This is a genomic window from Kitasatospora sp. NBC_01250 (genome assembly GCF_036226465.1).
GTDB lineage: Bacteria > Actinomycetota > Actinomycetes > Streptomycetales > Streptomycetaceae > Kitasatospora.
The window spans coordinates 8,034,897-8,059,974 of record NZ_CP108476.1 but is presented as its reverse complement, the minus strand read 5'-3'; the positions used below and the strand labels follow the sequence as shown (position 1 = coordinate 8,059,974).

The window sequence follows — 25,078 nt, the reverse complement described above, 5'->3', positions numbered from 1 at the left end:
CCCGACCGGTTGACTGGGCAGGCCGACAGCGATTGGCTGATCCGGTCACCGGCCGCGGGGACGGCCGCTTCGGGAGGGGACCCCATGCTCGGACTGCGTCGTGCCGGAATCCTGACCGCCGCGGGCGCCTGCGGCGCCGCGGCCGTCCTCGTGGCCGGCGGCGCCGCGCCCGCCGCCGCCGCCGCGCCGCCCGCCCCCACCCAGGTCTGCCTGGCACCCGGGGGCGCCCAGCCCGACCAGCGCGTCGACCCGGACGCACTGAGCGCGGACGGCCGCTACGCGCTGGTCGACTCGCTCGCCGGCAACCTCACGCCCCTGGGCGGCAACGGCAACCAGGGCGTCTTCGTCTGCGACCTGCGCAGCGGGCGGGTCGAGGAGGTCGACCTGAGCAGCTCGGGCGGCCTGCCCGACTCCTACGGGAGCGGCGGGGGGATCAGCGCCGACGGGCGCTACGCCGTCTTCAGCTCGACGGCCGACAACCTGGCCCCGGGGGCCACCAAGGGCGTCGCCAACGTCTACCTGCGCGACCTGCGCACCCACCGCACCACGCTGGTCAGTACGGGCGACGGCCGGCTTCCGCAGGCCGGCGACAGCGACCAGCCGACCATCAGCGCGGACGGGCGCTACATCGCCTACCGCTCGACCCGCACCGACCTGGTGCCCGGCGACACCGACAACGCCGTCGACGTCTTCGTCTTCGACCGCCGGACCGGCGGCACCGTGCGGGTCTCCGTGCACAGCGACGGAAGCCAGGCGGGCAACGGCTCGGTCGAACCGTCGATCAGCGCGGACGGCTCCCGGGTGTCGTTCATCTCGCTGGACCCGACCCTGGCCGACCCCGCCGGCGGGGCCCTGGTGCCGCACCGCGCCCGGTTCTACCCGCTCTACGTGCACGACCTGCGCACCGGACGCACCAGCGTGGCCAGCGTGGAGCCCGACGGCAGCACCGCCGCCGTCGGCCAGGGAGCGATCAGCGCCGACGGCCGCTACGCGGTGTTCACCTCGCTCGACAACGACTACCTCGCGCCGAGCCAGGTGATGGTGCGCGACCTGGACCACGGCACCACCACCGTGGTCAGCACGGCCCCGGGCGGCGCCCAGGGCGACCGGAACTCCGCCATGCTCGGGATGAGCGCGGACGACCGCCGCGTCCTCTTCACCTCCACCGCGGACAACCTGCTGCCCGGCGCCGCGCCGGGAAGCTACGGCTACTACCGCTACGACCTGCGCACCCACGCCACCGAGCGCCTGCTGCAGGTCTCCGACTCGTCGGGCCTGCCCGAGGGCCTGCCCGCGGCCACCGACGCCTGCGGGAGCACCCTGCTCTTCGGTGCGGACGGCAGCACGCTGCTGCCGGGCGACACCAACCAGACGCCCGAGGCCTTCACGCTGCGCCTGCCCTAGGACGGGCCCGCGCTGTCGGGCCGACCGGCGCCCTGTGACCGGCATCACTCCCCCGCCCGTCACATCCGGCGGCGCCACCTCGTCGAGTTGGCATCGGACACGACGAAGGGATCACCACGATGACTCGGCGACTCGCCTGGGCCCAGCTCGAACCGGCCGCCTACCAGGCCATGGTCGAACTCGACAGGTTCTCCGCCACCCGGCTCGACCCCCTGCTCTTCGAGCTCGTGAAGATGCGCGCCAGCTACCTCAACAACTGCGCGTTCTGCCTCGACATGCACGTCCACGACGCCCTCAAGCTGGGCGAGAGCACCCAGCGCCTGGTGGTCGTCGCGGCCTGGCAGGAGGCCCCGCACCTGTTCACCGAGCGCGAGCAGGCCGCGCTCGCGCTCACCGACGCCGCCACCCGGCTCGGCGAGCACGGCGTCCCGGACGAGGTGTGGGCGCGGGCCGCCGAGCAGTACGAGGAGAAGGAGCTGATCCACCTGCTGATGGCGATCGTTACGATCAACGCGTGGAACCGGATCGCCGTCTCCACCCGCGCGGTCGTGGCCCCGCGCGGGTGAGCACCGCCGCACCCGCGGCCCCGCCGGTGCGTGAGGAGAGCTTCCTCGCGCACCGGCCGATGCTGCTGTCCCTCGCCTACCGACTGCTGGGCTCGGTGCACGACGCCGAGGACACCGTGCAGGACGCCTATCTGCGCTGGACCGCGACCGACCGCGCGGACGTCGACAACCCGGCGGCCTTCCTGACCACCACGGTCACCCGTCTCGCCCTGGACCGGTTGCGCTCGGCCGCCGTGCGCCGCGAGAGCTACGTCGGCGCCTGGCTGCCCGAGCCGCTGCCCACCTTCGGCCCGCAGGACCCGGCGGAGACGGCGGCGCTGCGCGACTCGGCCTCGATGGCGGTGCTGGTGCTGCTGGAGAAGCTCAGCCCGGCCGAGCGCGCCGTCTTCGTGCTGCGCGAGGCCTTCGCGCTGCCCTACGACGAGATCGCCGCGATCCTGGAGCGCCCGGCCGCCTCCTGCCGCCAGCTGCACCGCCGCGCCCTGCTGCACGTGGCCGCCGCCCCGCGCCCGGCACCGCCCCCGGACCCGGCCCGGGGGCGGGAGTTGGTGCTGTCCTTCCTGTCCGCCGCGCAGAGCGGTGACCTGGAGCGGCTGAAGGCGGTGCTGCGCGAGGACGTGGTGCTGACCACCGACGGCGGCGGCAAGGTGAGCGCCGGGTTGCGGCCGGTGCTGGGCGCCGTGAAGTCCGCCCGGGTGTTCGCCGCGGTCTTCGCCCGCCGCTACCAGGGGGCCGACTTCCGCGCCGTCCGGTTCAACCACGCGCCCGCGCTGCTGATCGAGCTCGGACACCGCAGGGTGCTCTACGTCTTCGATGTCGCCGCCGACGGGCTGATCAGCCACGTCTACGGCATCGTCAACCCGGACAAGCTCGCGCATCTGGCCAGCTGATCCCCTGGCGATCCCCCGGCGGTGCGCCACCGGTCAGAACGCGACGGTGCCCGCCCCGATCGCGGACTTCACGAACCCCGGCGCCCCGACGCCGAAGGCCGCGGCCAGCAGGTAGCCGAGGGCCGCCTCCAGCGGGGCGATCTGCGACTCGACGTCCCAGTCCGCACCGGCCACCGCGTCGGGCGACAGGACGAACTCGCCGATCCGGTGGTCGTCGCGGAGCAGCGTGCTGCGGTCGTCCGCGGTCGGGGTGAGCCGGTAGTGCCGGCCGTCGTGGCGGACGTCGACGCGGCGCGAGCGCCGGCTGACGAAGCCGAGGCCGGGGTCGACCGCCACCACCGTGCCGTCGATCTCGAGCTCCAGCAGCGCGGGGGCCCGGGTGCCGATCGGGGAGCGGCGGTCGGAGTCGGTCCCGGGGCTGCGCCGCAGGGCGACCGGCGGGAGCTTCGGGCCGGTCACCGTGATGTGGCCCGCCTCGGGGTCCACGGTCAGTTCGACGATCCCGAAGCGGATGTCGTCGATGCGGCTCTCCTGGCTGACGCGGCTCTCGGGGCTGCCGGCGCGGTGCTCATCGTTCATGCCGCCAGTCTGCCAGCCGCCGGCGGCCGCGATCCGCGCAGGTCAGTGCCACGCAGGTCAGGCCCGCCACGCAGCGGGGCGCCGACCCCGTGCATGTGGCGGAACGCCTGGCGGTAGGAGTCGACGAGCGAGGTCTCGGTGTAGGCGATGCCCACCGCCGCGCAGTGCGCGCGCACCAGCGGCTGGGCCCGTCGCAGGTGGGGGCGCGGCATGTTGGGGAACAGGTGGTGCTCGATCTGGTAGTTCAGCCCGCCGAGGATCCAGTCGGTGAGCAGGCCGCCGCGCACGTTGCGCGAGGTGAGCACCTGGCGGCGCAGATGGCCCCAGCCCTCGTCCTGCCCGTCGGGCATCTCCATCCCCTTGTGGTTGGGGGCGAAGGCCAGGCCGAGGTGCAGGCCGAACAGGGCGTGATGGAGCAGCGCGAAGGCCAGCGCCCGGCCCGGGGAGAAGACGGTCAGCAGCAGGCCCGCGTAGCCGGCCAGGTGGAGCAGCAGGAGCAGGCCCTCGGCGGCGCGCTCACGCGGTGCCTGGCGCTTGAGGTCCTGCAGGCCCGAGACCTTGAGCGCGATCCCCTCCAGCGTCAGCATGGGCAGGAAGAGCCAGGCCTGGTTGCGGGTCAGCCAGCGGGCCAGGCCCACCCGCTGCTCGGCCTGGCGCTGGGTCCAGACCATGGCGCCGACGCCGACGTCCGGATCCTTGTCGAGGTGGTTGGGATTGGCGTGGTGGCGGTTGTGCTTGTCGTTCCACCATCCGTAGCTCATGCCGAGCAGCAGGTTGGCGTGCACCAGGCCGAGCACCCGCCCCGACCGCCGGCCACTGGTGATCTGGGCATGGCCCGCGTCGTGCCCGAGGAAGGCGGTGCGGGCCCAGACGAGCGAGAGCGGCAGCGCCAGCAGCAGCCCCCACCAGCTGTTCCCGACCAGCAGCAGGCCGGTGAGGGTGGCGGCCAGCGTGAGCGCGTTGACGGCGATGCAGCGCGCGTACCAGCCGGTCCGGCGCTCCAGCAGCCCCGCGCCCCGGACCGCCCGCAGCAGCGGCGCGAACTCGCTGCCGGCGCGCGGCGGCGCGGTCGCCGTGGCCGTGGCCGTGGCCGTGGCGCCGCTGAGGGTGGTGCTGATCGGTGGCATGGCGTCTCCCCTGGGTCGTCGACGGGACCCACGGCCCTGCGCTGGATCGCCGGTGAGCCCCCGCCCCCGCAGTGACCTGCGCTGACACCATGAAACGTACGGATCCGCCACCCACCGCGGCCATGCGGCCACCACCCGAAGCCGCAGGGGGGTTACCGCGCTCGCAGGGTGGGGTTAACCACCCCCCGGGAGTGGAGGGAAGGCCCCGCGCACACGACTGCGGCGGCACCGGGGAGACCTCGGTACCGCCGCAGTCGTCACGCTGCTCAGCTCTCGGCCGGGACTTCGGCCTTGGGGAGCAGGGTGTAGGTGGGGTTGGCGATGGTCAGCCGGCCGTCCGTGTTGCCCACCATGCCTTCGGCGCGCAGCCGCACACCGGGGCTGATGCCCGGCACGTCGCGGCGGCCGTAGAAGATCAGGGTGATGCCGCCGGTCTCGTCGTAGAGCCGGCACTCCAGGCGCGGCACGCCCGAGACCGGGGTGAGGTTGACCGAGCGCACCTGGCCCTCGACGCCGGCCCGCTCGCGCCAGACCAGGTCGCGCATGTGGGTGAGGCCGTCGGTGCGCGGCGCGGGCACGGTGGCCGGGTCGGGCGAGGAGCACTCGGCGGGCGCCTGGACGCCCTTGCCGGTGCGCGGTGCGGCGGAGCCCTGGGCCGGCACCGCGGAGCCCTCCCGGGTCACGGTGCCCATGTCGTCGATGGCCTGGCTGACGTCGAACGGCACGATGGTGGCGGCCACGTTGGGCAGGCGGCTGGCCGCGCCGGCGATCCGGTCGCCGACCCGGGCGTGCAGCAGCCGGCCTATGAAGGTGCCGTAGGCGCGGCGCGGGATCACCAGGGTGACCCGGGTGCGGCCGTCGGCGGTGGCCCGGGCCGCCAGTTCGGCGGTGGAGCGGCGCAGCCGGCGGTCCGGGCAGTCGACGATCTCCAGCGGGACGTCCGCGGCCCGGCTCTGCTCCCACTCGGTGCGCAGCCGCTCGGCGTGCCGGTCGTCGACCATGAAGTGCACCGCACGCAGCTCGGTGGGCCGCAGGCTGCGGCCGTGGTGCAGCGCCCGGATCGCGGCCAGGTCGAGCCGGTCGACGAGCACGAAGACCGCGCTGCGGTCGCGGTTGGGCAGGCTGGCGGAGGCCGGTGCGGCGGCCAGCGCGGAGCTCTCGGCGCGGTAGCGGGAGTTGGTGCGGATCAGCGCCCACACGCCGATCGGGAAGATCACCACGACCGTCCAGGCGCCCTCGGTGAACTTGGTGACCGCGAAGATCACCACGACCGCGGCGGAGGCCACCGCCGCGGCGGCGTTGACCGCGACCTTCGCCGTGCGGCCCTTCTCCTGGCGGGTCCAGTGGTACTTCACCAGGCCGCTCGCGGCCATCACGAAGCCGGTGAAGACGCCGATCGCGTAGAGCGAGACCAGCCGGCTGAGGTCGCCGTCGGTGACCAGCAGCAGGATCAGCGACACACCGGTGAGCACGATGATGCCGTTGGAGAAGGCGAGGCGGTGGCCGCGGATGGTCAGCTGCCGGGGCAGGAAGGAGTCCTCGGCGACGAAGCTGGCCAGGAACGGGAAGCCGTTGAACGAGGTGTTGCCGCCGGTGTAGAGGATCAGCGCGGTGGCCACCTGGACGAAGGCGAACATCACCGAGCCGAAGCCGCTCTGCCCGAACACCAGGTGCGCCTCCTGGGCGAGCACGGTCGGGCTCCCCGAGCTGAACGGCACGGCGTGGGTCTTCCAGGCCAGCACGGAGACGCCGAGCACCAGGGCGCCGAGCGTGGCGCTCATGATCACCAGGGTGCGGCGGGCGTTGTTGCCCTGCGGCTCGCGGAAGGCGCTGACGCCGTTGGAGATGGCCTCCAGACCGGTCAGCGAGGAGCCGCCGTTGGCGAAGGCGCGCGCCAGGACGAACATCGAGGCGAAGGTCATCAGGCTGCCGGAGGAGTGGCCGATGTCGATCACGCCGGGGGCGTGCAGGTCGGCGTCGCTCAGGTGCGGCAGGGTGCCGGTGAACAGCCGGAAGAGGCCGAAGACCACGGTCAGGCCGGTGGCCAGGATGAACAGGTAGGTGGGCAGCGAGAACGCCTTGCCCGCCTCGCGGATGCCGCGCAGGTTGCCGTAGCAGAGCAGGCAGACCACGCCGAGGGTGATGTAGAGCTTCTCGCCGTTGATGTCCGTGTGGAACAGCAGCTGGAGCAGCGAGGCCACCGCGTCGGTGCCGGCCGCCGTCTGCACGGCGACCGTGACGATGTAGTCGATCAGCAGCGCCACCGCGGCGACCTGCGCCACCCGCGGGCCGAAGTTCTCCCGGGCCACCACGTAGGAGCCGCCGGCCCGGGTGTACGTCATGACGACGTCGCGGTAGGAGAGCGTGAGCAGGAGCAGCAGCGCGAGGATGACGCCGGTCACCGGCATCACCAGCGCGAAGCCCAGCACGCCGAAGGTGGGCACCAGCACGGTGAGCATCTGCTCGGTGCCGTAGGCGCTGGAGCTGATGCAGTCCGGGGCCAGCACACCGAGCGCGATCGGCTTCGAGAGCTTCTCGTTGTGCAGCTCCGAGGTCACCAGGGGCGGCCCCAGCAGGACCTTCTTCACCCGGTAGCCAAGGGTCTCGGGCAGGTCGACCTCGGGAGGCAGGACCTCGGGTCCAGCCGCCACGCCGACAGGGCGCTGCGGCGCCGCGGTAGTGACATCGTCAATTTGCACCTGAACTGCTTAGCGCCTTCTTGACGGCCGTGGCGAACTCTGGAGCGCTCTCAGCCCGTTCTTGACGAGTTCTTATCGGGTTCTTGTCGCCTGTGCGGACCGGCACCGCCCTGCGCCCCCTACGGGCGGCGCCGGGGCCACGATGGCGACCTCTTTGATTGCACAGAGTTATGAAGCTTGACTCTCACAATTCCTGAGAGGATGCTCTCAGATTATGGAAGACGGCAGGCCCACGAACCACCTGGGCGACCTCGAGATCACCGATCCGCAGACCATGCGAGCGCTGGCACACCCCGTGCGCCTGGCGATCCTGGAGCGCCTGCAGCGCCACGGCCCGGCGACCGCGACCCAGCTGGCCCCCGAGGTGGGCGCGACCCCGACGGTGACCAGCTGGCACCTGCGCCACCTGGCGGGCTTCGGCCTGGTCCGCGACGCCGAGCCCGGTCCCGACCGCAGGCAGCGGCGCTGGCAGGCGGTGGCGCGCGGCTTCCGCTTCGAGGTGGGCGGAGACGGCGAGGGGACGGCGGCGGCCCGCGCGCTGTCCCGGCAGATGTTCCTGCGCTCCGGCGACCTGCCGAACCGCTGGCTCGCCGAGGTCGAGCCCGGGCTCGACCCCGAGTGGCGCAAGCACGCCGGCCTGGCCAACACCCGCGTGGTGCTCAGCACCGAGGAGCTCGCCGAGCTCTGGGACGGGATCGAGCAGCTGCTCGCGCCGTACGTGATGCGCGAGCCCGCCGACCGGCCGGCGGGCAGTCGCGGGGTGCGGTTGATGCGGTACGCCCTGCCGGAGGCCACGGACGAGCGGGTGCGGGGCGCGGGCGAGCAGGTGCGGGGCTCGGACGAGCCCGGTGCGGCCGCGGGCGAGCGGGCGGACGGCGGTGACGCTTCGTGAGCAGCGCCACCCGCCCCGCACCGCCCGCGGCCGCCCGGCGCGGGGTCGCCGGAAGCGACGGACGGCCCGGGTCCGACTCGTTCGGCGAGTCGGCCACGGGCCGTCGGATCTCTGTGTGTGGTGCGGCAGTTGGTCTCGGCCGTCAGAAGTTGAATATCTGGCCGGTGGCTCGGATCAGGTCGCACTGGTTGGTGAACGTCTGCTGGTAGGAGAGCGGTTGGCCGTTCCAGAAGCCCTGGGCGGCGGCCGTGACCGGCAGGAAGAGGTCCGGGCACGCCATGTGGGCGACCGGGAGGGCGGCGAAGTCGCCCTGGACGCCGGCCAGTCCGGCACAGGCCGCGGCGGCGTCGGGGTGGTCGCCACCGGTGGTCGGCTGACAGCTGAGCATCACGGTGCGCTCCCATTGGGCCACGTTCTGCCCATTGGCACCCGTCAGGGTGAGCACCAGGGCATCGGGGGCGGGGGTGGCGACGTCGGGCGACGTCGCCTGGGTGCGAACAGCGGGGGCCGCGGTCGCGGGGGCGGCGGTCGCCGCACCCAGCACGAGGGCGGCGGTGGCCGCGAGGGCGGCGGCGAGGACGTTCTTGGTACGCATGTCGAACTCCCTTGGTCGACTGAACGGACAGTGACCGCAGTATCACCACATGGAGTTGACATGCCCATAATCGATCATGCCGAGGCAGCCAGTGGCCGCCTCACCAGATCGACCGAAACTCGTCGCCACAGCCGCCACGGCCGACTCGTCGAGCCCCCTCCGACACCGGCCCCTGCGGTGCGGTCGGCCGCACGCGCACCGTCACCCCCCGAACCAAAGCCACCCCCGAACGGCCGAGACGGCCCCCTTGCGGGGCCGAAATGCGGTGATCAAGGACCGGACATCACGGGTGGCAACGAGACGGAAACCCAGCGTTCACCTCGCGACCGGCGCCACGGCGGTCGCCGGCCCCCTGCCCCGGGACGCCCTCGGGGCTCCCCGGTTGCGTGGCGCGGGCCGGGACGGGTACGCGTGGGACATGGGCATTCTTCGCAGGAACCACCGCCACGGTCCGCACGCCGGCCGCACCGAGGGTGCCGCGGACCGGCTCGCCGAGAGCTCCACGGGCAGCCCCGCGCACAGCCCGACCCACGGCCCCACCAGCGGCCCCACCGGCGCCGGCGCCGGCGACGGCGCCGAGGCCGAGCGGCGGCTCGCCGAACTGACCGCCGAGCTGGCGGAACTGGACACGGCCACCGCGCCGCAGGCTCCCGACCGCACGGCGCGGGCCCGGGTCGCACTGGGCCGGATCAGCCGTTCCCTAACCGGCCGCACCACCGCGGCCTCCCGCCGGGCCAACGCCGGCCGGCGGTCACTGGCCGGCCACCTGCTCGCCACCGCCCCGCGGATCCCGGTCCGCGACCTGGCCACCCTGCGCCGCCAGTACCCGCGGGCCGACAGCCCCGAGGAACTGGCCGACCGGTTGGCCACCGGCGCCTGCCGTGCCACCACCGCGATCGGGGCGGGCGTCGGCGCGGCAGCCGTGGTGCCGACCGTCGCGGTCACCGCCGAGCTGGCGGCGGAGCTGCTGGCGGTGGCAGCCGTGGAGGTCAAGCTGATCGCCGAACTGCACGAGGCCTACGGGCAGCCGGCCGTCGGCAGCCGCACCGAGCGGGCCACCGCCTACCTCGGCGCCTGGGCCGACCGGCGCGGCATCGACAGCATCCGCCTGTTGCAGCCGAGCGGGCTGCTGGCCATGGGCGCTGGTGCCCGAGTGCGCAGACAGGTCAGCCGCCGGCTGACCCGCGGTTCGCTGCGCAAGCTGCCCTCGCTCACGCCGCTGCTGATCGGCTCCGCGCTCGGCGCGCAGCTGAACCGCCGCGACACCCGACGCCTGGCCGAGCAGGTCCGGGCCGACCTGCGCGGCCGGGCACCACGCGCGCCGGGATACTGGGAGGCCGCCGGCGCACCCTGACCCGACCCGCGCGCCGACCGTGCCGCAACCGCGCCCCGGACCGCGTCCCGACCGGTGCGGACGCTGTCCTGGCCCGGCCCTGACCAGCGCGGATATCGGACGGACACGGAGGATATGACAGAGATCACAGCGATCCGTTGAACCCTCCGGGGCGGGCGGCGGAGATCGCCGAGTGCCCGATGGGGCACAACAGTTCCTGATCACAGCCATTCAGCATCGATCAGAGTGCGTAACAAGACATCAACAAGACGAGCAAGCACGGTCTTTTTCCTTCTCCGGCCATGGTTAGACTGCTCGCCCGGTTGGCAACTCCAACCGTTGCGCGTGCGGGTCGGAGCTAAGGGGACTCATGGGGATTCGGCTGCTGGGCCCGGTGGAACTGCGCGCCGAGGACGGCAGGCTCCTGGAGGTGGCCGGCTCCCAGCGGCGGGCGGTTCTGGCCCTGCTCGCGCTGCAGTTGGGCCGTCCGGTGGCAGTCGAGCGCTTCTTCGAACTGCTCTGGGGCGACCACCCGCCCGCCCACGCCCGGGCCGCACTGCAGGGACACATCGCGGCGCTGCGCAAGGTGCTGGTGGACAGCACCTTCACGCTGCACACCCGGACGCCCGGCTACCTGCTGACCGGCGCGCCGGAGCAGGTGGACCTCGGAGGCTTCGACGATCTGGTCGCCCGCGCCGAAGCAGCACCGGCCTCCGGGGACCCCGTCCCCGACACCGAGGCCGCCACGCTGCTCCAGCAGGCGCTGGACCTGTGGCACGGCGCCCCGCTGGCCGACCTGCCCGACACCGAGCTGCGCCGGGCACTGGCCGGGCGGCTCCAGGAGTCCTGGACCCAGGTGCTGATCAGCTGGTCCGAACTGCAGCTGCGCCTCGGCACCGGGGCCGCCGCCGTCCCCGCACTGGAACAGAGCGTGCGCGCGGACGGCCTGCGCGAACCGGTGGCCGCCCTGCTGATCCGCTGCCTCCACCAGGCGGGCCGGACCGCGGACGCGCTGAGCGCCTACCACCAGGCCCGCGAGCGCCTGGACAGCCAGCTGGGCGTCGCCCCCGGCCCCGTGCTCCGGGCCGCCTTCGCCGCCGCCCTGAGCGACGAGGCGCTGCCGGCCCCGGAGAGCCACCGCACCCCCCGCCCGCCGCACCGGCCCGCCACCGAGCAGCCCGTGACGGAGCAGCCCGCCACCGGCGAGCAGCCGACCGTGAGCGGGCCGCCGACCGCGGGCGCCGTCACCGGGCCGCCCATGCCCCGGCGTGACGCCAACGCCCCCGCCGAGGCCGGCCCCGTCGCCGGGCTCCCGGCCGAACCCGCCGCCCCCGGGGCCACACCGCCCACCACCATCAGCAGGCAACTGCCGCGCCAGATCGCCGGGTTCGTCGGGCGCAGCCTGGAGTCGCACTGGCTGGACCGCGAGTGCGGCGCGGACCGGGTCGGCGACGGGCTGGCCGTGGTGGTCGGCCCGGCCGGCGTCGGCAAGAGCGCCACCGTCATCCGCTGGGCCCACAGCGCCGCCGAGGCCTTCCCGGACGGCCAGCTCTTCGTGGACCTGCGCGGCTTCGATCCGGCCGGCCCGGTCGCCCAGAGCGAGGTGCTCGGGCAGTTCCTGATCGCGCTGGGCGTGGCCGAGGGCGACATTCCCGAGGGTGCCGCCGCCCGCGGCGCCCTCTACCGGTCCCGGACCGAGCGGCGCCGGCTGCTCGTGGTGCTCGACAACGCCCGCAGCGCGGCCGACGTGGTGGGCCTGCTGCCGATCGGCCCGGCCTGCGCGACGGTGGTCACCAGCCGCAACTCGCTGGAGGACCTGGTGGTCACCGAGGGCGCCGCGCTGCTGCGGCTGGAGGCACTGCCCGACGACGACGCGCTGGGGCTGCTGGAGCGGGTGCTCACCCCCCTGCGGGTCCAGGCCGAACCGCAGGCCGCGCAGCGCCTGATCGCCCTGTGCGACCGCCTTCCGCTGGCGCTGCGGATCGCCGCCTCCCGGCTGGCCTCCCGGCCGAGCTGGGCGATCGGCGATGTGGTCGCCGAACTCACCGACGAACGCACCCGGTTGAACACCCTGGACACCCAGGGCGCCACCAGCGTGCGGGCCGCACTGACCCTGACCTACCGTCACCTCTCGTCCACCGCAGCCAGATTGGTGACCCTGCTGGCGGCCCACCCGGGGCGCGAGGTGGACGGCTACGCGGCGGCGGCGCTGCTCGGCTGCCAACTGCACGACGCGCGCCGCACCCTGGGCGAGCTGGCCGCCTACCACCTGCTCACCGAGAACATCCCCGGCCGCTACACCCGGCACGACCTGATCCGCCTGTTCAGCATGGAGCTGTACGCGGAGCAGCCGGCCGAGGAGCGCAGGCTCAGCTCCGACCGCCTGCTCGACTACTACCTGACGGCCCTGCGACTGGCCTCCGACCACCTGGACCCGGGCATCGAGAGCTACGGCGAGCGCAGCCACCCGCCGCTGTCGTGTCCGCAGCCGGCCGACGCCCGCGCCGCGCTGGCCTGGTTCCGCCCGGAGGAGCCGACCATCCGCGCCCTGGTCACCGCCGCGAGCACCGACGGCCGCCACGAGCACGCCTGGCGGATGGCCCGCATCTCGGAGAGCCTCTACTACGGGACGGGCCGCCTCACCGACGAGCTGGTCTGCCTGCGCGCGGGCCTGCGGGCCGCCGAACGCACCGGGTCGCCCCAGGCCGTGGCCGTCCTCGAAGGCGCCCTGGCCAACGCACTGTTCGGCGTCTCCTTCCAGGCCGAGGCGCTGGGCCTGGCCGAGCAGGCGGTGGCGCGCACCGTGCCCGCGGACGGGAACACCCATCTGCGCGCGGTCTACTCGCTGGGGCTGATCAGCACCGAGTGCGGCGACCTGACCCGGGGCCGGGAGCTGGCCGACCGCGCGGTCGAGCTGAGCCGCTCCGCCGAGGTCGGCGCGCTGCCCGAGCACCAGGGCGCCGCGGAGGGCTACGCCGCCACGATCAAGCTGATGACGGGCGACCCCGTCGCCGCCCTGACCCACGCCCGCGAGGCCCGCCGGCTGCTCACCGACTACCCGGCCGCCACCCTCAACCTGCTGGCCACCCTGAACGAGGCGCAGATCCTGCACCTGCTGGGCGACTCGGCCGCCACCGAACCCCTGTGGGCCACCATCCTGTCCACCACCCGGGAGTCCGGCTTCCTGCACCTGCAGGCCGTGGCGGAGAAGTGGTACGCCTCCTTCCTGGTGGACCTGGGCCGCCTGGACGAGGCCGCCGAGCACCTGCGCATGGCGATCAACCTGCACCAACTGCACGGCCACGTCGCCACCGCACTCACCGAACAGCTGGCCGGCATCGAGGCGACCCTGACGCATTGAACCCGGCGCACTGAACGCGACGCACTGAAACCGGCGCACCGGCCGGAGAGCTCCGCCCAGCAGTTCACCAGCAGGGGTAGTTACATCTGATTGATTAATCTATTGTTACTACATGGACGAGACGACACCCCCCTCGAACGAGGCGGTCGAGACCGGAGCCGCTCTGCGGCTCGTCGTGGGCCGCATCGCGCGCCGCGTGCGGCAGGCCCACACCGTGGGCGACCTCACCCACTCCGAGGTCTCGGTGCTGAACCGGCTGGACCGGGACGGCGCGGACTCCCCCGGCTCGCTCGCCGAGCTGGAGCGGGTGCGCCCGCAGGCCATGGCGACCACGCTGGCCGGGCTGGAGGAGCGCGGCCTGGTGCTGCGCCGCCCCGACGCCGGTGACGGGCGCCGCTCGGTGCTGAGCGTCACCGAGGCGGGCCGGGAGCTGCTGACCGACCGGCGCTCGGAGTCCGTCCAGCTGCTGGCCGGCGCCATCGAGCGGGAGTTCGACCCCGCCGAGCGGCAGGAGCTGCTGCGCCTGCTGCCGCTGCTCGACCGCCTCGCGGAGCGGTTGTGAAGGGCCCCGCCGGCCGCGCGGCCGGAGCCGGGAGCGGGGCCGCGCAGGGCAGCACCGCCAGCGGCGCGGGGCGGGAGGCGGGCGAGCGGTACAAGTGGGTGGCGCTCTCCAACACCACCATGGGCGTGATGATCGCGACCATCGACAGCTCGATCGTGATCATCTCGCTGCCCGCGATCTTCCGCGGCATCGGCCTGGACCCGCTGGCCCCCGCCAACATCGGCTACCTGCTCTGGATGATCCTCGGCTACACGCTGGTCTCCGCCGTGCTGGTGGTCGTGCTCGGCCGGCTCGGCGACATGTTCGGCCGGGTCCGGATGTACAACCTCGGCTTCGCCATCTTCGCCTGCGCCTCGCTCGCCCTCTCGCTCGACCCGTTCCGGGGCGGCCCGGGCGCGCTGTGGCTGATCGGGTTCCGGGTGGTGCAGGCCGTCGGCGGGTCGATGCTGACCGCCAACTCGGCCGCCATCCTCACCGACGCCTTCCCGGCCCGCCAGCGCGGGATGGCGCTGGGCATCAACCAGATCACCGCGCTGGCGGGCATGTTCCTCGGCCTGCTCGTGGGCGGCGTGCTGGCCACCATCGACTGGCGCGCGGTGTTCTGGGTCAGCGTGCCGATCGGCGTGATCGGCACCTTCTGGTCCTACCGCAGCCTGCGCGAGACCGGCACCCGCAGGCCCGGGCGGATCGACTGGGTCGGCAACCTCACCTTCACCGCCGGCGCCGGCACCCTGCTGGCCGCCGTCACCTACGGCATCCAGCCCTACGGCGGCAACTCCACCGGCTGGACCAACCCCTGGGTGATCGGCGGGCTGAGCACCGGCGTGCTGCTGCTCCTCACGTTCTGCGTGGCGGAGACCCGGATCGCCGAACCGATGTTCCAGCTGCGCCTGTTCCGGATCCGCGCCTTCGCCGCCGGGAACCTGGCCGCGCTGCTGATCGCGATCGCCCGCGGCGGCATGCAGTTCATGCTGATCATCTGGCTGCAGGGCATCTGGCTCCCGCTGCACGGCTACGACTTCGAGCGCACCCCGCTGTGGGCGGGCATCTTCATGCTGCCGCTGACCGTCGGGTTCCTGATCGGCGGCCCGGCCTCCGGCTACCTCTCGGACCGCTTCGGCGCGCGCTTCTTCGCCACCACCGGGCTGCTGCTGGTGGCGGCCTCGTTCCTCGGCCTGCTCGCCCTGCCGGTGAACTTCTCCTACCCCGCCTTCGCCGCCCTGCTGCTGCTCAGCGGGCTCGGCCAGGGCATGTTCTCGGCGCCGAACACCTCCGCGATCATGGGCAGCGTGCCGGCCGAGCAGCGCGGGGTGGCCTCCGGCATGCGCTCGACCTTCCAGAACTCCGGGACGGCGCTGTCGATCGGGCTCTTCTTCTCGCTCATGGTGGTGGGCCTGGCCGGCACGCTGCCGCACACGCTGAGCGCCGGCCTGCAGGCCCAGCAGGTCCCCGCGGCCACCGCACAGCAGGTGGCCGCACTGCCGCCGGTGAGCACGCTGTTCGCCACCTTCCTGGGCAACAACCCGGTGGGCCATCTGCTCGGCCCCAGCGGCGTGCTGCACACGCTGCCGGCGCAGAACGCACACGTGCTGACCGGTACGCGGTTCTTCCCCGAGCTGGTCTCCGGGCCGTTCCACCACGGGCTCGTCACGGTCTTCGGGGCGGCGGCGGTGATGGCGCTGATCGGCGCGCTCGCCTCGGCGCTGCGCGGGCGCTCCGGGGGCACCGGGCAGGCCGCGGCGAGCGAGGCCAAGCAGCCGGCGCGGTCGTCGGCCTGACGCTGCGTCAGGGCTGACAAGCCCCGGTCGGCCGACTTCGGCCGGCCGACCCTAGCAGGCCGGCCCCGCCGCCAGGATGCCGCTGAGCACGCGGGCGAGGATGTCGTCCGCCGTGTCGTCGGCACCTGGCGGCGCCGGGGCCAGCCGGCCCAACAGCTCGGCCAGGTGCGGGTGTTCGCCCTGCTGCGCCAGGTGCCACAGGTAGCCGGCCTGGCGGCGCCGGGCCTCCTCGCCGCCGCCGAGCTCGTGCTGCACCAGCGCGGTGGTGACGGCGTTGAGCATGGCGAACGCCTCCAGCTTGATGGCCGCCGCGGCCGGGTGGTCGGCGAGCACCGCGAGGACGTGCTCCAGCAGTGCGGCGCCGTTGGGCCCCAGCGTCGGCCGGGTGGCCACCAGGGCGGGCAGCCAGGGGTGGCGCCGCATGATGGCGCGCGCCTGCCGTCCGACCGCCACGAGGTCGGCGAGCCAGTCACCGCTGGGCGGGGCCAGGGCGTACTCGGCGCCGGTGGCGTCGGTCATCAGGTCGAGCAGGTCGTCACGGGTGGCGAGGTAGCGGTAGAGCGAGGCCGCGCCGGTGCCCAGCTCCCCCGCCAGGCGGCGCATCGAGACGGCGTCCAGGCCCTCCCGGTCCGCCAGCGCGACGGCGGCGGCGGTGATCTCGGCACGGCTGCGCTCGGCGGGCCGGCCGACCGACGCCTGCTCGGGGCGCAGCCAGATGACGTCCTCGGTCCGCCCGGTCGACATCCGTACCTCCGTGCTCAAGCCCTGCTGACGCGTGTTTGCGAACAGTGTACGCGAGGCGTTACCGTTATTCGCGTACACCGTTCGCAAATACGCGTCAGCCGTCCCCGAGGAGCTCCCGATGATGACCCAGCTCGCCCCCGGCGTGACCCGTGTCGCCACCACGAAGCGCGACAACGCCTTCCTCGTCGCCGGCGACGACGGCCTCACCCTGGTCGACGTCGGCTGGGAGAGCGCGGCCGGCGCGCTGCTCGCGGCCGTCGCCGAGCTCGGCCACAAGCCCGGCGACGTCAAGCGCGTGGTCCTCACCCACGCCCACCCCGACCACGTCCAGGGCGCCGCCACACTGCGCCGCCTGACCGGCGCCCAGTTGCTCATCCACCGGGCCGACCAGCCCTGGCTGGCGGCCGGACGGGTCCCGGCGGCCGGACGCTCCGGCGCGTTCGGGCGCCTGATCGACCGCCTGCCCAAGCTCCACTGGACCCCGACCGATGCGGATGCGACGCTCGACGACGGCGAACTCGTGGAGAACTCCGGCGGTCTGCGCGTCCTCCACACGCCCGGCCACACCCCCGGCCACGTCGTCCTGCTGCACGAGCCCACGCACACCGTGCTGCTCGGCGACGCGGCCTTCAACCGCGGCCGGCCCGCGCTCGGGCCCGCCGCCCTGGCCGCCGACCCCGCCCTGCGCGCGGGCAGCCTGGCGCGGATCCCCGAGGACGTGCGAGCCGTCGGCTTCGCCCACGGCGCCCCGCTCGCCGGGCGCGAGGCCGAGACCTTCCACGCCTTCCTCTCGCGGCAGCGGGCGGTGGTGGCGCGGAACCGCGGCCCACTGAGTCCGCAGGTCTGACGCCGCGCCAGGGGCGCCCAGCTACGCCGGCGAACCGGCGGGTAGCCTTCCACTCCGGCCGTCCCCTCCTTGCGGACGGCCCACCGAGCGGAGGCTGCACACCGATGACGTCCGATGAGCGCTGGCTGGTGGTCGGCCTGGGCAACCCGGGGCCGTGGTTCCGCGCCACCCGGCACAACGCCGGCTTCCTGGCCGTCGACCGGCTGGCCGAGCGGCACGGCGCGCGGTTCCGGCTCCGCAAGGGCCGCTGCCGGGTCGCCGAGATCGAGATCGACGGCCGGTGCGTGGTGCTGGCGAAGCCGCAGTGGTTCATCAACCTGTCCGGCAATCCCGTCGCCACGGTCATGCGCGGCTACGGCGTCCCGGTGGAGCGGCTGGTGGTCCTCCAGGACGAGCTGGACTTCCCGTTCGGCGTCATCCGGCTGAAGCGCGGCGGCAGCCCCGGCGGGCACAACGGGCCGCGCTCGGTGAACAAGTCGCTGAACACCAGCGACTACGTCCGGCTGCGCTTCGGCCTCGGCCGCCCGCCGAAAGGGCAGTCGATCGGCTCGTTCGTGATGGGCGCGTTCTCGCCCACCGAGCAGGCCGAGCTGCCCGCGCTGCTGGACCGCTGCGCGGACTCCGTCGAGACCCTCGTCACCCGCGGCCTGAACGCGGCACAGAACGAACTGCACACCGCCAACGCCTGACCGGGCCTGTGCCAGGCTGTCGTCGGTCGACCCGATCGTGGACTGCCAAGAGATCGTGGACTACCAAGGTGGACTACCAAGAGGGAGAGAGCTCATGGCGCAGCGCGCACTGATTGCGGCGGTGGGGGGCCAACGGCCGGTGGTGGACGAGGAGTGCTTCGTCGCGCCGATGGCGGTGGTGGTCGGCGAGGTGACGCTGCACCCCGGGGCGAGCGTCTGGTACGGGGCGGTGCTGCGGGCCGACTGCGGGCCGATCGTGGTCGGCGCGGGCAGCAACGTGCAGGACAACTGCTCGGTCCACGTCGACTTCGGGTTCCCGATGACGATCGGCGAGCGGGTCTCGATCGGGCACAACGCCGTGCTGCACGGCTGCACCATCGAGGACGGCAGCCTGGTCGGCATGGGCGCCACCGTGCTCAACGGCGCGGTGATCGGCGCCGGTTCGATCGTCGCGGCGCAGGCCCTGGTGCCGCAGGGCATGCAGGTCCCACCGGGCTCCCTGGTCGCCGGAGTGCCCGCCAAGGTCAAGCGCCCGCTCAGCGACGAGGAGCGCGAGGCGATCAGCGTCAACGCCGTGCTCTACGTCGACCTCGCCAAGGCCCACCGGGCAGCCCTCGCCGAGCAGCAGGACGAAGGCTGAATCCAGGCCCGCGCCGGGCGAGCGGGCGGGCGGTCAGCGGCTGGTGAGCTCCGCGAAGAGCGGCCAGCCGTCGATCTCCCGCGAGGCGCGTGTCGCCAGGTCCGCCAGCGCGCCGCGGGCCGCCGCGGCGTCCAGCAGGCCCCGGACCACGCCCGGCTGGTGCAGGTTGAGCACGGCGCCGGTGTCGCTGCTGCCGACGGCACCCGTCTGCCACAGGGCGTCGGAGAAGAGCTGGCCCGGACCCGCCCGGAAGACGATGCGCAAGGTCCCCCCGGCCGCCTCCCGGTGCAGGGTCAGCACCTCGCCGCCGCCACCGCGCCGATGGTGCACCGACCAGCGCCAGGCCACCGCACCGACCACGAGCCGGCGCAGCCGGCGCGGGTTGCCCATGCCCTCTCCCCCTCTTGTCCGATCCGATTCTGTTCGCGCTCTCAGAATGCACTCAGTCTTCCCTCAGGAAAGTCCCTGAGGTTGACTCCAGGTCAGCACGCGCGACCGACCGGGGAGCAGTCGGGCCATGGCGGATGCCGATCAGGTCCGAGTCTGCAGGATGACGGGGAGTGGCATGGTCGATCAAGGGGCAGACGTCCAGCCGGCACAGGGGCCGGCGACGAACGACCAGGAGCGGGCGACGGACGGCCGCGGGCAGGCGACGGACCGCCGGGAGCGAGCGGCTGACCGCCGGGCGGCCGGGCGCCGGCTCGCCCGGGTGTCGCTGCGCGGGCGGCTGGTGCTGCTGACGGTGGTGGCGATCTCGCTGGCCGTGGTGGTCTGTTCGACGGCGAGCTGGTTCCTCGCCCGCGACCGCATGACCAGTCAGGTCGACGAGACGCTGCGGCAGTCCGTCGGGCCGGTCAGCAAGACCGCGGTGCACCACCTGGCCGGTCTGTGCAGCGGCACCGAGCAGTACGACACCGGGCTCGCCATCCCCACCGTGGTCTTCGCCGACGGCCACGCCTGCCCGCCGGACGGCGGCAAGACGGTCGTCGTGACCCCGGGTGACGTGGCCATCGCCGCCAGCCGGACCTCGGGGGCCCACGCGGACAGCCGGATCCGGACCGGCCGCACCAAGGGCGGCACCTCGGTGCGGGTCTACGTGATCAGCATGCCGGTGAACCAGCCCGGCGGCGCCACCCTGCCGATGGCGGTGCTCGTCTCCCAGCCGCTCGCCCCGGTCCAGCAGGCACTGCGCGACCTCGCCCTCTTCCTGGCCGCGTTGGCCGCCGTGGTGATCACCGGCACCGCCCTGGGCGCCCGGTGGATCGCCCGCACCGCGCTGCGGCCGGTGAACCAGCTCACCGAGGCCGTCGAGCAGATCGCCCGCACCCAGGAGCCCGGCACCACCATCACCGTCTTCGGCCACGACGAAATCGCCCGGCTGAGCGGGTCGTTCAACGCGATGAGCACCGCGCTGGCCCACTCCCGGGAGCGCCAGTCGCAGCTGATCGCCGACGCCGGGCACGAGTTGCGCACCCCGCTGACCTCGCTGCGCACCAACGTCGACCTGCTCGTGCGCAGCCAGGAGACCGGCCGGGCACTGCCGGAACCGACCCGCACCCGCATGGTCGCCGCCATGAAGGCACAGCTGGTGGAGCTGTCCACGCTCATCAACGACCTGCTGGAACTCTCCCGCCCCACCCATGCCGCGGGCACCAAGCCACTGGACGTGGTGCCGCTGCACGAGGTCGCGGCGCGCGCCCTGGACCGGGCCCGGCTGCGCGGCCCCGGGCTGACCTTCACCGTGGAGCTCGACCCCTGGTACGTCCGGGCGGACGCGCACACCATGGAGCGGGCCGTGATCAACCTGCTGGACAACGCGGTGAAGTTCAGCCCGCCCGGGGGCGCGATCGAGGTGCGGCTGCGGGCCGGGACACTGACCGTCCGCGACCACGGTCCCGGGATACCGGCCGAGGACCTGCCGCACGTCTTCGACCGCTTCTGGCGCTCCCCCTCGGCACGGCAGATGCCGGGCTCGGGCCTGGGGCTGGCGATCGTGGCGCAGGCGATCCGGGAGGCGGGCGGCGAGGTGTCGCTGGGTCCCGCGGAAGGGGCCACGGCCGGGGCGGGCGACGGGGCGGTCGCGACGATCCGGCTGCCCGGAGCGCCGGCCGCACCCGCTGGACCGGCTGGACCCGCCGCCCGGCCGGACCGGCCGGCCCAGCCGGACCGGCGCTAGCCGAGCTGGACCGGGGCGGGGACGGAGCCGCTCACCGGCTGCTCCGTCGCCCCGGGCGCCACTGCCTCGTGCGCCGCTGCCCCGGGCGCCACTGCCCGTGCGGTGCGGCGCTCCAGCGCGGCCGAGAGCACCGCCAGCAGCAGGGCGGAGCCGGTCAGCAGCGCGCCGACCCAGTTGGGCGCGGTGTAGCCGAGGCCCGCCGAGATGACCAGCCCGCCGAGCCACGCGGCCAGCGCGTTGCCGAGGTTGAAGGCGCCGATGTTGACGGCGGAGGCCAGCGTCGGGGCCTGCGCGGTCTGGTCCAGCACCCGCTTCTGCAGCGGCGGCACCGTGGCGAAGCCGAACGCGCCGAGCAGCGGCACCGTGATCGCGGCGGCCAGCTGGTGGTGGGCGGTGACCGTGAAGAGGGCCAGCGTCACCGCCAGCGCGCCGAGCGAGACGTAGAGCATCGGCATCAGCGCGCGGTCGGCGTACCGTCCGCCGACCAGGTTGCCGATCACCATGCCCACGCCGAAGAGCGCCAGCAGCCAGCCGACGGCGGACTGCGGGAATCCGGCCGGGCCGGTCATCATCGGCGTGATGTAGGTGATCGCGGCGAACACGCCGCCGAAGCCGAGCACGGTCATCGCCATCGCCAGCACCACCTGGACGTTGCGGAAGGCCGCCAGCTCGCGCCGCAGCCCGCCGCCACCGGCCGGTCGCGGCAGCTGCGGGACCAGCGCGGCGACTCCGGCCAGGCCCACCAGGCCGATCACCGTGACCACCGCGAAGGTCGCCCGCCAGCCGTAGTGCTGGCCGATCAGGGTGCCGAGCGGCACGCCCACCACGTTGGCCACGGTCAGGCCGGTGAACATCAATGCGATCGCCCCGGCCCGGCGCCGGGGCTCGACCAGGCCGGCCGCGACCACCGAGCCGATGCCGAAGAAGGCACCGTGCGCGAGGGAGGCGACGACCCGGCCGACCAGCAGCAGCGTGAAGTCCGGCGCGACGGCGCTCAGCGCGTTGCCCAGCACGAAGACGCCCATCAGCAGCATCAGCATCTGCTTGCGCGGGATCCGGGTGCCCAGCGCGGTCAGCAGCGGGGCGCCCAGCACCACCCCGAGCGCATAGCCGGTGACCAGGAAGCCCGCGGTGGGGATCGAGAGGCCGAAGTCCGCGGCCACCTGGGGCAGCAGCCCTGCCGCGACGAATTCGGTGGTGCCGATGCCGAAGGCGCCGATCGCCAGGGCCAGCAGTGCGAGGGGCATGGGAAGCCACCCTCCATGGTTGTTGCGTTCGAGCATTACAAGCTTCGACAATAATTGCAGACGCCGGATACTTGCAAGCACGGGCTATTTCGATCTGGAGCTATCCTGGTGCACGGCGTGACATAGGACGGCACGGCATCGCATGGCGCAGCAGGGCAAGGCGTGGCAGGGCAAGGCGTGGCAGGGCAAGGCGTGGCGGGGCATGGCGCGGAGGAGCGGAACGTGAGTGAGCAGGTCGGACAGGGCCTCGCACAGGGCTGGTGTGCGCTCTCCGCCCTGCACAGCCGGATCGAGGCCCACATCGAGCGGGCCCTGCAGGCCGGCCACGAGCTGAGCGTGCGCGAGTACTCCCTGCTGAACGTGCTGAGCGGCCAGCACTCCGGCGAGGGCGGCCACCTGCGGATGAGCCAGGTCGCCGAGTCGGTGCTGCTCAGCCAGAGCGCCACCACCCGCCTGGTCTCCCGGCTGGAGGACCGCGGCCTGCTCTCCCGCTACCTCTGCCCCGACGACCGGCGCGGCATCTACACCGAGGTCACCGACGCGGGCCGGGCCCTGCTCGCCGAAGCCCGTCCGACCAACGACACCGCCCTCGCCGAGGCCCTCACCGACGCCGCCGCCCGCCCCGAACTCGCCCCCCTGGTGGCCGCCGTCCGTGCCCTGCCGGCTCGGACGGCCTGAGGACGGGGGCGGGCAACGTGCCGGACGACCACCCGTCGACCGAGCAGCTCCTCACCGGTGGCGGCGTCAACCACGTGGTCCGCAGCGGCTCGACCGTCCGGCGGCCCACCGGCGACTGGACACCCACCGTCCACGCGCTGCTGGATCACCTGCGGGCGGCCGGCTTCACCGGCTCGCCCCGCGCCCACGGCCTCGACGCCGAGGGCCGGGAGATCCTCGACTTCCTCCCCGGCCAGGTGCCCGGGTACCCGCTGCCGGCCCACGCCCGCTCGGACGCCACCCTGCGGGCCGTGGGCAGGCTGCTGCGCGAGTACCACGACGCGACGGCCGGGTTCGCCCCGCCCGCCGACGCCCGCTGGTACCGGCCGGCGAGCGAGCCGGCCGAGGTGGTCTGCCACGGGGACATCGCCCCGTACAACTGCGTCTTCCGTGACGGCGAGCCGGTGGCGTTCATCGACTTCGACGCCGCACACCCCGGCCCCCGGATCCACGACGTCGGCTACGCCGCCTACCGCTTCGTCCCGCTGACCGCCCCGGACAACCCCGACTTCACCCTGTCGGTCGGCGAACAGGCCCGCCGGCTGCGCCTGTTCGCCGATGCCTACCGCCTGGCCGCCGGCGACCGCGCAGCCCTGGTCCGCACCGCCGCCGAGCGCCTGGACCAGCTCGTGCGGCACCTCCACCAGCAGGCCGCCCAGGGCAACGCCGCCTTCGCCGGCCACCTGGCCGCCGGCCACGACTCCCTGTACCGCCGCGACGCGGCGCACCTGCGCCGCCACGCGGCCCGCTTGACGGCGGCGCTCGCCTGAGGCGGCGGGCGGCCCGCCCCGGACCCAGCGGATGCCGGGCCGGTGGGTGACGGCTTAGCCTTTGAGAGGCGTTCCCGCACGGCGGCGACCGCCGTCCGGGCGCGGCCCGAGCGCCCGCGCTCCACCAGGGGCCTGCTGTTCCACCGGAGGCGTCATGTTCCAGATCGTGTGGATCCTCATCATCGGTCTCGTCCTCGGCCTGCTGGCCCGGCTGCTGCTGCGCGGCCCGCAGGCCATCCCGCTCTGGCTCACCGTCGTACTCGGCGCCGTGGGCGCCCTGCTCGGCAACGCCGTGGCCGGCTGGATCGGCGTGCGGCACACCTCCGGGATCGACTGGATCCGGCACCTGCTGCAGATCGGCTTCGCGGTCGTGCTGGTCGGCCTGGTCAGCCCGGCCTGGAGCAGACGCAAGGTGAGCCGCTAGGAGCCTGTCGGGCTGGCCGGAGAAGAATTTTAGAAACCTGCCTGGGCGAAGCCCTGAACGTGCCCTTCACGGCCTTCGGGCCGGGGCTGGCCGGTCCGCCCCGGGCGGGTGCGGGTGAGGGGCCCGGCGAGGTCGGGGCGGCGGCCCGGTCATGGCTCCGGCCACGTCGGGCACCTGCGCCGAGCTGGGCATCTGCGGGTTCCGGTCCTAGCATCTCCCCCTCAGGGAAGGGGATTTGATGGACCGGAACATCCGCACCGTGGACGATGTGCTGAAACTGCTCGACGGGCTGTTCGCGCCGGGGGCCGACCGCTGGACGGGCGGGGCGGCCGACTGGTGGGACCGCTTCTACGCCGACCGCGACCGGGCGGTGCCGTTCTTCGTGGCGAAGCCGGACGAGACGCTGGTCGACTACCTGGAGCGCGGACTGCTCACCCCCGGGCGGGCGCTGGAGCTGGGGTGCGGTCCGGGGCGCAACGCGCTGCACCTGGCCGCGCTGGGGTTCCGGGTGGACGCCGTGGACCTCTCACCGACAGCGATCGCCTGGGCCGAGGAACGCGCCCGCGCGACGCCCGGCGGGGAGCGCGTCCGGTTCGTCCAAGGCGACGCGTTCGCGCTGCCCGAGGGCGAGTTGCCCGGCCCGTACGACCTGGTCTACGACTCGGGCTGCTTCCACCACCTGCCGCCGCACCGCCGGATCAGCTACCTCGCGCTGATCGATCGCGTCCTGGCCCCCGGCGGCCGGCTGGCGCTCACCTGCTTTGCGGCGGGGGCGATGGGCTCCGAGCTGCCGGATGCCGCCCTGTACCACGAAGCCGGCCTGCAGGGCGGGCTCGGTTACACCCCGCAGGCGCTGCGCTGGATCTTCGCCGGCCTGACGGAAGTCTCGCTGCGCCGGATGCGCGACGAGCCGGCCGAGTCCGCCTGCTTCGGCGAACCGTTCCTCTGGGCAGCCCTGTTCCGCCGCCCGGTGGAATCGCCGTTCACCGACTGCACGGCGCCCGGCCGCTGAGCTGCCCCTTCGCCGGCGTCGGCGCA

The 25,078-nt window shown here is 73.8% G+C and carries 23 protein-coding genes; 16 read left to right on the top strand and 7 right to left on the bottom strand.

The genetic code is table 11. The features are described 5' to 3' along the window. Window positions 1–84 precede the first annotated feature (84 nt). The 3 genes from OG500_RS34080 to sigJ all read left to right on the top strand — a co-directional run bounded on the left by OG500_RS34080 (window position 85) and on the right by sigJ (window position 2,860). Window positions 85–1,404 (top strand): TolB family protein, encoded by a 1,320-nt coding sequence (locus tag OG500_RS34080; RefSeq protein ID WP_329585904.1) that lies wholly within the window; start codon window positions 85–87, stop codon window positions 1,402–1,404. 119 nt (window positions 1,405–1,523) lie between these two features. Continuing rightward, window positions 1,524–1,970 (top strand): carboxymuconolactone decarboxylase family protein, encoded by a 447-nt coding sequence (locus OG500_RS34075; protein ID WP_329585901.1) that lies wholly within the window; start codon window positions 1,524–1,526, stop codon window positions 1,968–1,970. Continuing rightward, the gene (gene sigJ / locus OG500_RS34070) at window positions 1,919–2,860 is read left to right on the top strand and encodes an RNA polymerase sigma factor SigJ (RefSeq protein ID WP_329585898.1); all 942 of its coding nucleotides are present in this window, start codon (window positions 1,919–1,921) and stop codon (window positions 2,858–2,860) included. The genes OG500_RS34075 and sigJ overlap by 52 nt, the downstream gene beginning before the upstream one ends. A gap of 33 nt (window positions 2,861–2,893) precedes the next feature. On the opposite strand, the gene OG500_RS34065 is transcribed toward sigJ, so the two are convergent. From OG500_RS34065 to OG500_RS34055, 3 genes are all read right to left on the bottom strand, one after another. Further along, a complete protein-coding gene (locus tag OG500_RS34065; protein WP_327070701.1) occupies window positions 2,894–3,439 on the bottom strand; it encodes a hypothetical protein in 546 nt (181 codons plus the stop codon). Continuing rightward, a complete protein-coding gene (locus tag OG500_RS34060; RefSeq protein ID WP_329585894.1) occupies window positions 3,436–4,566 on the bottom strand; it encodes a fatty acid desaturase family protein in 1,131 nt (376 codons plus the stop codon). Before OG500_RS34060 ends, OG500_RS34065 begins: the two co-directional genes overlap by 4 nt. Before the next feature lie 266 nt (window positions 4,567–4,832). Continuing rightward, entirely contained in the window at window positions 4,833–7,178 is a 2,346-nt protein-coding gene (locus OG500_RS34055) for an amino acid permease (RefSeq protein ID WP_442789383.1), read from the bottom strand. Between the two features lie 301 nt (window positions 7,179–7,479). Here OG500_RS34055 and OG500_RS34050 point away from each other — a divergent pair, with 301 nt between their 5' ends. Further along, on the top strand, window positions 7,480–8,157 hold the full coding sequence (locus tag OG500_RS34050; RefSeq protein ID WP_329585891.1) for an ArsR/SmtB family transcription factor: 678 nt from the start codon (window positions 7,480–7,482) through the stop codon (window positions 8,155–8,157). A gap of 142 nt (window positions 8,158–8,299) precedes the next feature. Here the strand turns inward: OG500_RS34050 and OG500_RS34045 are convergent, their stop codons facing one another. Beyond that, a complete protein-coding gene (locus OG500_RS34045) occupies window positions 8,300–8,752 on the bottom strand; it encodes an SSI family serine proteinase inhibitor (protein WP_329585888.1) in 453 nt (150 codons plus the stop codon). A gap of 418 nt (window positions 8,753–9,170) precedes the next feature. Here OG500_RS34045 and OG500_RS34040 point away from each other — a divergent pair, with 418 nt between their 5' ends. From OG500_RS34040 to OG500_RS34025, 4 genes are all read left to right on the top strand, one after another. Further along, window positions 9,171–10,106: a hypothetical protein gene (locus OG500_RS34040; protein ID WP_329585885.1), complete on the top strand. Its 936-nt coding sequence runs from the start codon at window positions 9,171–9,173 to the stop codon at window positions 10,104–10,106. A 349-nt stretch (window positions 10,107–10,455) separates the two neighbouring features. Then, window positions 10,456–13,446 carry an AfsR/SARP family transcriptional regulator gene (locus OG500_RS34035; protein WP_329585882.1) on the top strand — a complete coding sequence of 997 codons (2,991 nt, stop codon included), beginning with the start codon at window positions 10,456–10,458 and terminating at the stop codon, window positions 13,444–13,446. A gap of 112 nt (window positions 13,447–13,558) precedes the next feature. After that, a complete protein-coding gene (locus OG500_RS34030) occupies window positions 13,559–14,008 on the top strand; it encodes a MarR family winged helix-turn-helix transcriptional regulator (RefSeq protein ID WP_327070694.1) in 450 nt (149 codons plus the stop codon). A 119-nt stretch (window positions 14,009–14,127) separates the two neighbouring features. Continuing rightward, entirely contained in the window at window positions 14,128–15,786 is a 1,659-nt protein-coding gene (locus OG500_RS34025) for an MFS transporter (RefSeq protein ID WP_327071789.1), read from the top strand. 51 nt (window positions 15,787–15,837) lie between these two features. Here OG500_RS34025 and OG500_RS34020 read toward each other — a convergent pair whose 3' ends face one another. Continuing rightward, on the bottom strand, window positions 15,838–16,530 hold the full coding sequence (locus OG500_RS34020; RefSeq protein WP_329585878.1) for a TetR/AcrR family transcriptional regulator: 693 nt from the start codon (window positions 16,528–16,530) through the stop codon (window positions 15,838–15,840). Between the two features lie 118 nt (window positions 16,531–16,648). On the opposite strand from OG500_RS34020, the gene OG500_RS34015 reads away from it, so the two are divergent. The 3 genes from OG500_RS34015 to OG500_RS34005 all read left to right on the top strand — a co-directional run bounded on the left by OG500_RS34015 (window position 16,649) and on the right by OG500_RS34005 (window position 18,706). Continuing rightward, window positions 16,649–17,377: an MBL fold metallo-hydrolase gene (locus OG500_RS34015; protein ID WP_329585875.1), complete on the top strand. Its 729-nt coding sequence runs from the start codon at window positions 16,649–16,651 to the stop codon at window positions 17,375–17,377. 104 nt (window positions 17,378–17,481) lie between these two features. Next, window positions 17,482–18,066: an aminoacyl-tRNA hydrolase gene (gene pth / locus OG500_RS34010; protein WP_327070691.1), complete on the top strand. Its 585-nt coding sequence runs from the start codon at window positions 17,482–17,484 to the stop codon at window positions 18,064–18,066. A 94-nt stretch (window positions 18,067–18,160) separates the two neighbouring features. Next, entirely contained in the window at window positions 18,161–18,706 is a 546-nt protein-coding gene (locus tag OG500_RS34005) for a gamma carbonic anhydrase family protein (RefSeq protein ID WP_329585871.1), read from the top strand. Between the two features lie 33 nt (window positions 18,707–18,739). Here OG500_RS34005 and OG500_RS34000 read toward each other — a convergent pair whose 3' ends face one another. Then, window positions 18,740–19,096, bottom strand: a complete 357-nt coding sequence (locus OG500_RS34000; protein ID WP_329585868.1) for a hypothetical protein — start codon at window positions 19,094–19,096, stop codon at window positions 18,740–18,742. A gap of 175 nt (window positions 19,097–19,271) precedes the next feature. On the opposite strand from OG500_RS34000, the gene OG500_RS33995 reads away from it, so the two are divergent. Continuing rightward, entirely contained in the window at window positions 19,272–20,882 is a 1,611-nt protein-coding gene (locus OG500_RS33995) for a sensor histidine kinase (protein ID WP_329585865.1), read from the top strand. Here OG500_RS33995 and OG500_RS33990 read toward each other — a convergent pair. After that, entirely contained in the window at window positions 20,879–22,129 is a 1,251-nt protein-coding gene (locus tag OG500_RS33990) for an MFS transporter (protein ID WP_329585862.1), read from the bottom strand. The genes OG500_RS33995 and OG500_RS33990 overlap by 4 nt on opposite strands. 222 nt (window positions 22,130–22,351) lie before the next feature. On the opposite strand from OG500_RS33990, the gene OG500_RS33985 reads away from it, so the two are divergent. The 4 genes from OG500_RS33985 to OG500_RS33970 all read left to right on the top strand — a co-directional run bounded on the left by OG500_RS33985 (window position 22,352) and on the right by OG500_RS33970 (window position 25,052). Beyond that, window positions 22,352–22,807 (top strand): MarR family winged helix-turn-helix transcriptional regulator, encoded by a 456-nt coding sequence (locus tag OG500_RS33985; RefSeq protein WP_329585859.1) that lies wholly within the window; start codon window positions 22,352–22,354, stop codon window positions 22,805–22,807. 17 nt (window positions 22,808–22,824) lie between these two features. Then, window positions 22,825–23,616, top strand: coding sequence for a phosphotransferase enzyme family protein (locus tag OG500_RS33980; protein WP_329585856.1), 792 nt, complete (start codon window positions 22,825–22,827; stop codon window positions 23,614–23,616). A gap of 154 nt (window positions 23,617–23,770) precedes the next feature. Continuing rightward, window positions 23,771–24,040 (top strand): GlsB/YeaQ/YmgE family stress response membrane protein, encoded by a 270-nt coding sequence (locus OG500_RS33975; protein ID WP_327070684.1) that lies wholly within the window; start codon window positions 23,771–23,773, stop codon window positions 24,038–24,040. Window positions 24,041–24,278: 238 nt separating this feature from the next. Then, window positions 24,279–25,052, top strand: a complete 774-nt coding sequence (locus OG500_RS33970; protein WP_329585852.1) for a class I SAM-dependent methyltransferase — start codon at window positions 24,279–24,281, stop codon at window positions 25,050–25,052. The last annotated feature ends 26 nt before the right edge of the window (window positions 25,053–25,078 follow it).

Bases quoted from the DNA above. Each gene is read 5' to 3' on its own strand.
- OG500_RS34080 (WP_329585904.1), top strand. From the start codon at position 85: ATGCTCGGACTGCGTCGTGCCGGAATCCTGACCGCCGCGGGCGCCTGC.
- OG500_RS34075 (WP_329585901.1), top strand. From the start codon at position 1,524: ATGACTCGGCGACTCGCCTGGGCCCAGCTCGAACCGGCCGCCTACCAG.
- OG500_RS34065 (WP_327070701.1), bottom strand. From the start codon at position 3,439: ATGAACGATGAGCACCGCGCCGGCAGCCCCGAGAGCCGCGTCAGCCAG.
- OG500_RS34060 (WP_329585894.1), bottom strand. From the start codon at position 4,566: ATGCCACCGATCAGCACCACCCTCAGCGGCGCCACGGCCACGGCCACG.
- OG500_RS34050 (WP_329585891.1), top strand. From the start codon at position 7,480: ATGGAAGACGGCAGGCCCACGAACCACCTGGGCGACCTCGAGATCACC.
- OG500_RS34045 (WP_329585888.1), bottom strand. From the start codon at position 8,752: ATGCGTACCAAGAACGTCCTCGCCGCCGCCCTCGCGGCCACCGCCGCC.
- OG500_RS34040 (WP_329585885.1), top strand. From the start codon at position 9,171: ATGGGCATTCTTCGCAGGAACCACCGCCACGGTCCGCACGCCGGCCGC.
- OG500_RS34035 (WP_329585882.1), top strand. From the start codon at position 10,456: ATGGGGATTCGGCTGCTGGGCCCGGTGGAACTGCGCGCCGAGGACGGC.
- OG500_RS34030 (WP_327070694.1), top strand. From the start codon at position 13,559: ATGGACGAGACGACACCCCCCTCGAACGAGGCGGTCGAGACCGGAGCC.
- OG500_RS34025 (WP_327071789.1), top strand. From the start codon at position 14,128: ATGGGCGTGATGATCGCGACCATCGACAGCTCGATCGTGATCATCTCG.
- OG500_RS34020 (WP_329585878.1), bottom strand. From the start codon at position 16,530: ATGTCGACCGGGCGGACCGAGGACGTCATCTGGCTGCGCCCCGAGCAG.
- OG500_RS34015 (WP_329585875.1), top strand. From the start codon at position 16,649: ATGATGACCCAGCTCGCCCCCGGCGTGACCCGTGTCGCCACCACGAAG.
- pth (WP_327070691.1), top strand. From the start codon at position 17,482: ATGACGTCCGATGAGCGCTGGCTGGTGGTCGGCCTGGGCAACCCGGGG.
- OG500_RS34005 (WP_329585871.1), top strand. From the start codon at position 18,161: ATGGCGCAGCGCGCACTGATTGCGGCGGTGGGGGGCCAACGGCCGGTG.
- OG500_RS34000 (WP_329585868.1), bottom strand. From the start codon at position 19,096: ATGGGCAACCCGCGCCGGCTGCGCCGGCTCGTGGTCGGTGCGGTGGCC.
- OG500_RS33995 (WP_329585865.1), top strand. From the start codon at position 19,272: ATGGTCGATCAAGGGGCAGACGTCCAGCCGGCACAGGGGCCGGCGACG.
- OG500_RS33990 (WP_329585862.1), bottom strand. From the start codon at position 22,129: ATGCCCCTCGCACTGCTGGCCCTGGCGATCGGCGCCTTCGGCATCGGC.
- OG500_RS33975 (WP_327070684.1), top strand. From the start codon at position 23,771: ATGTTCCAGATCGTGTGGATCCTCATCATCGGTCTCGTCCTCGGCCTG.
- OG500_RS33970 (WP_329585852.1), top strand. From the start codon at position 24,279: ATGGACCGGAACATCCGCACCGTGGACGATGTGCTGAAACTGCTCGAC.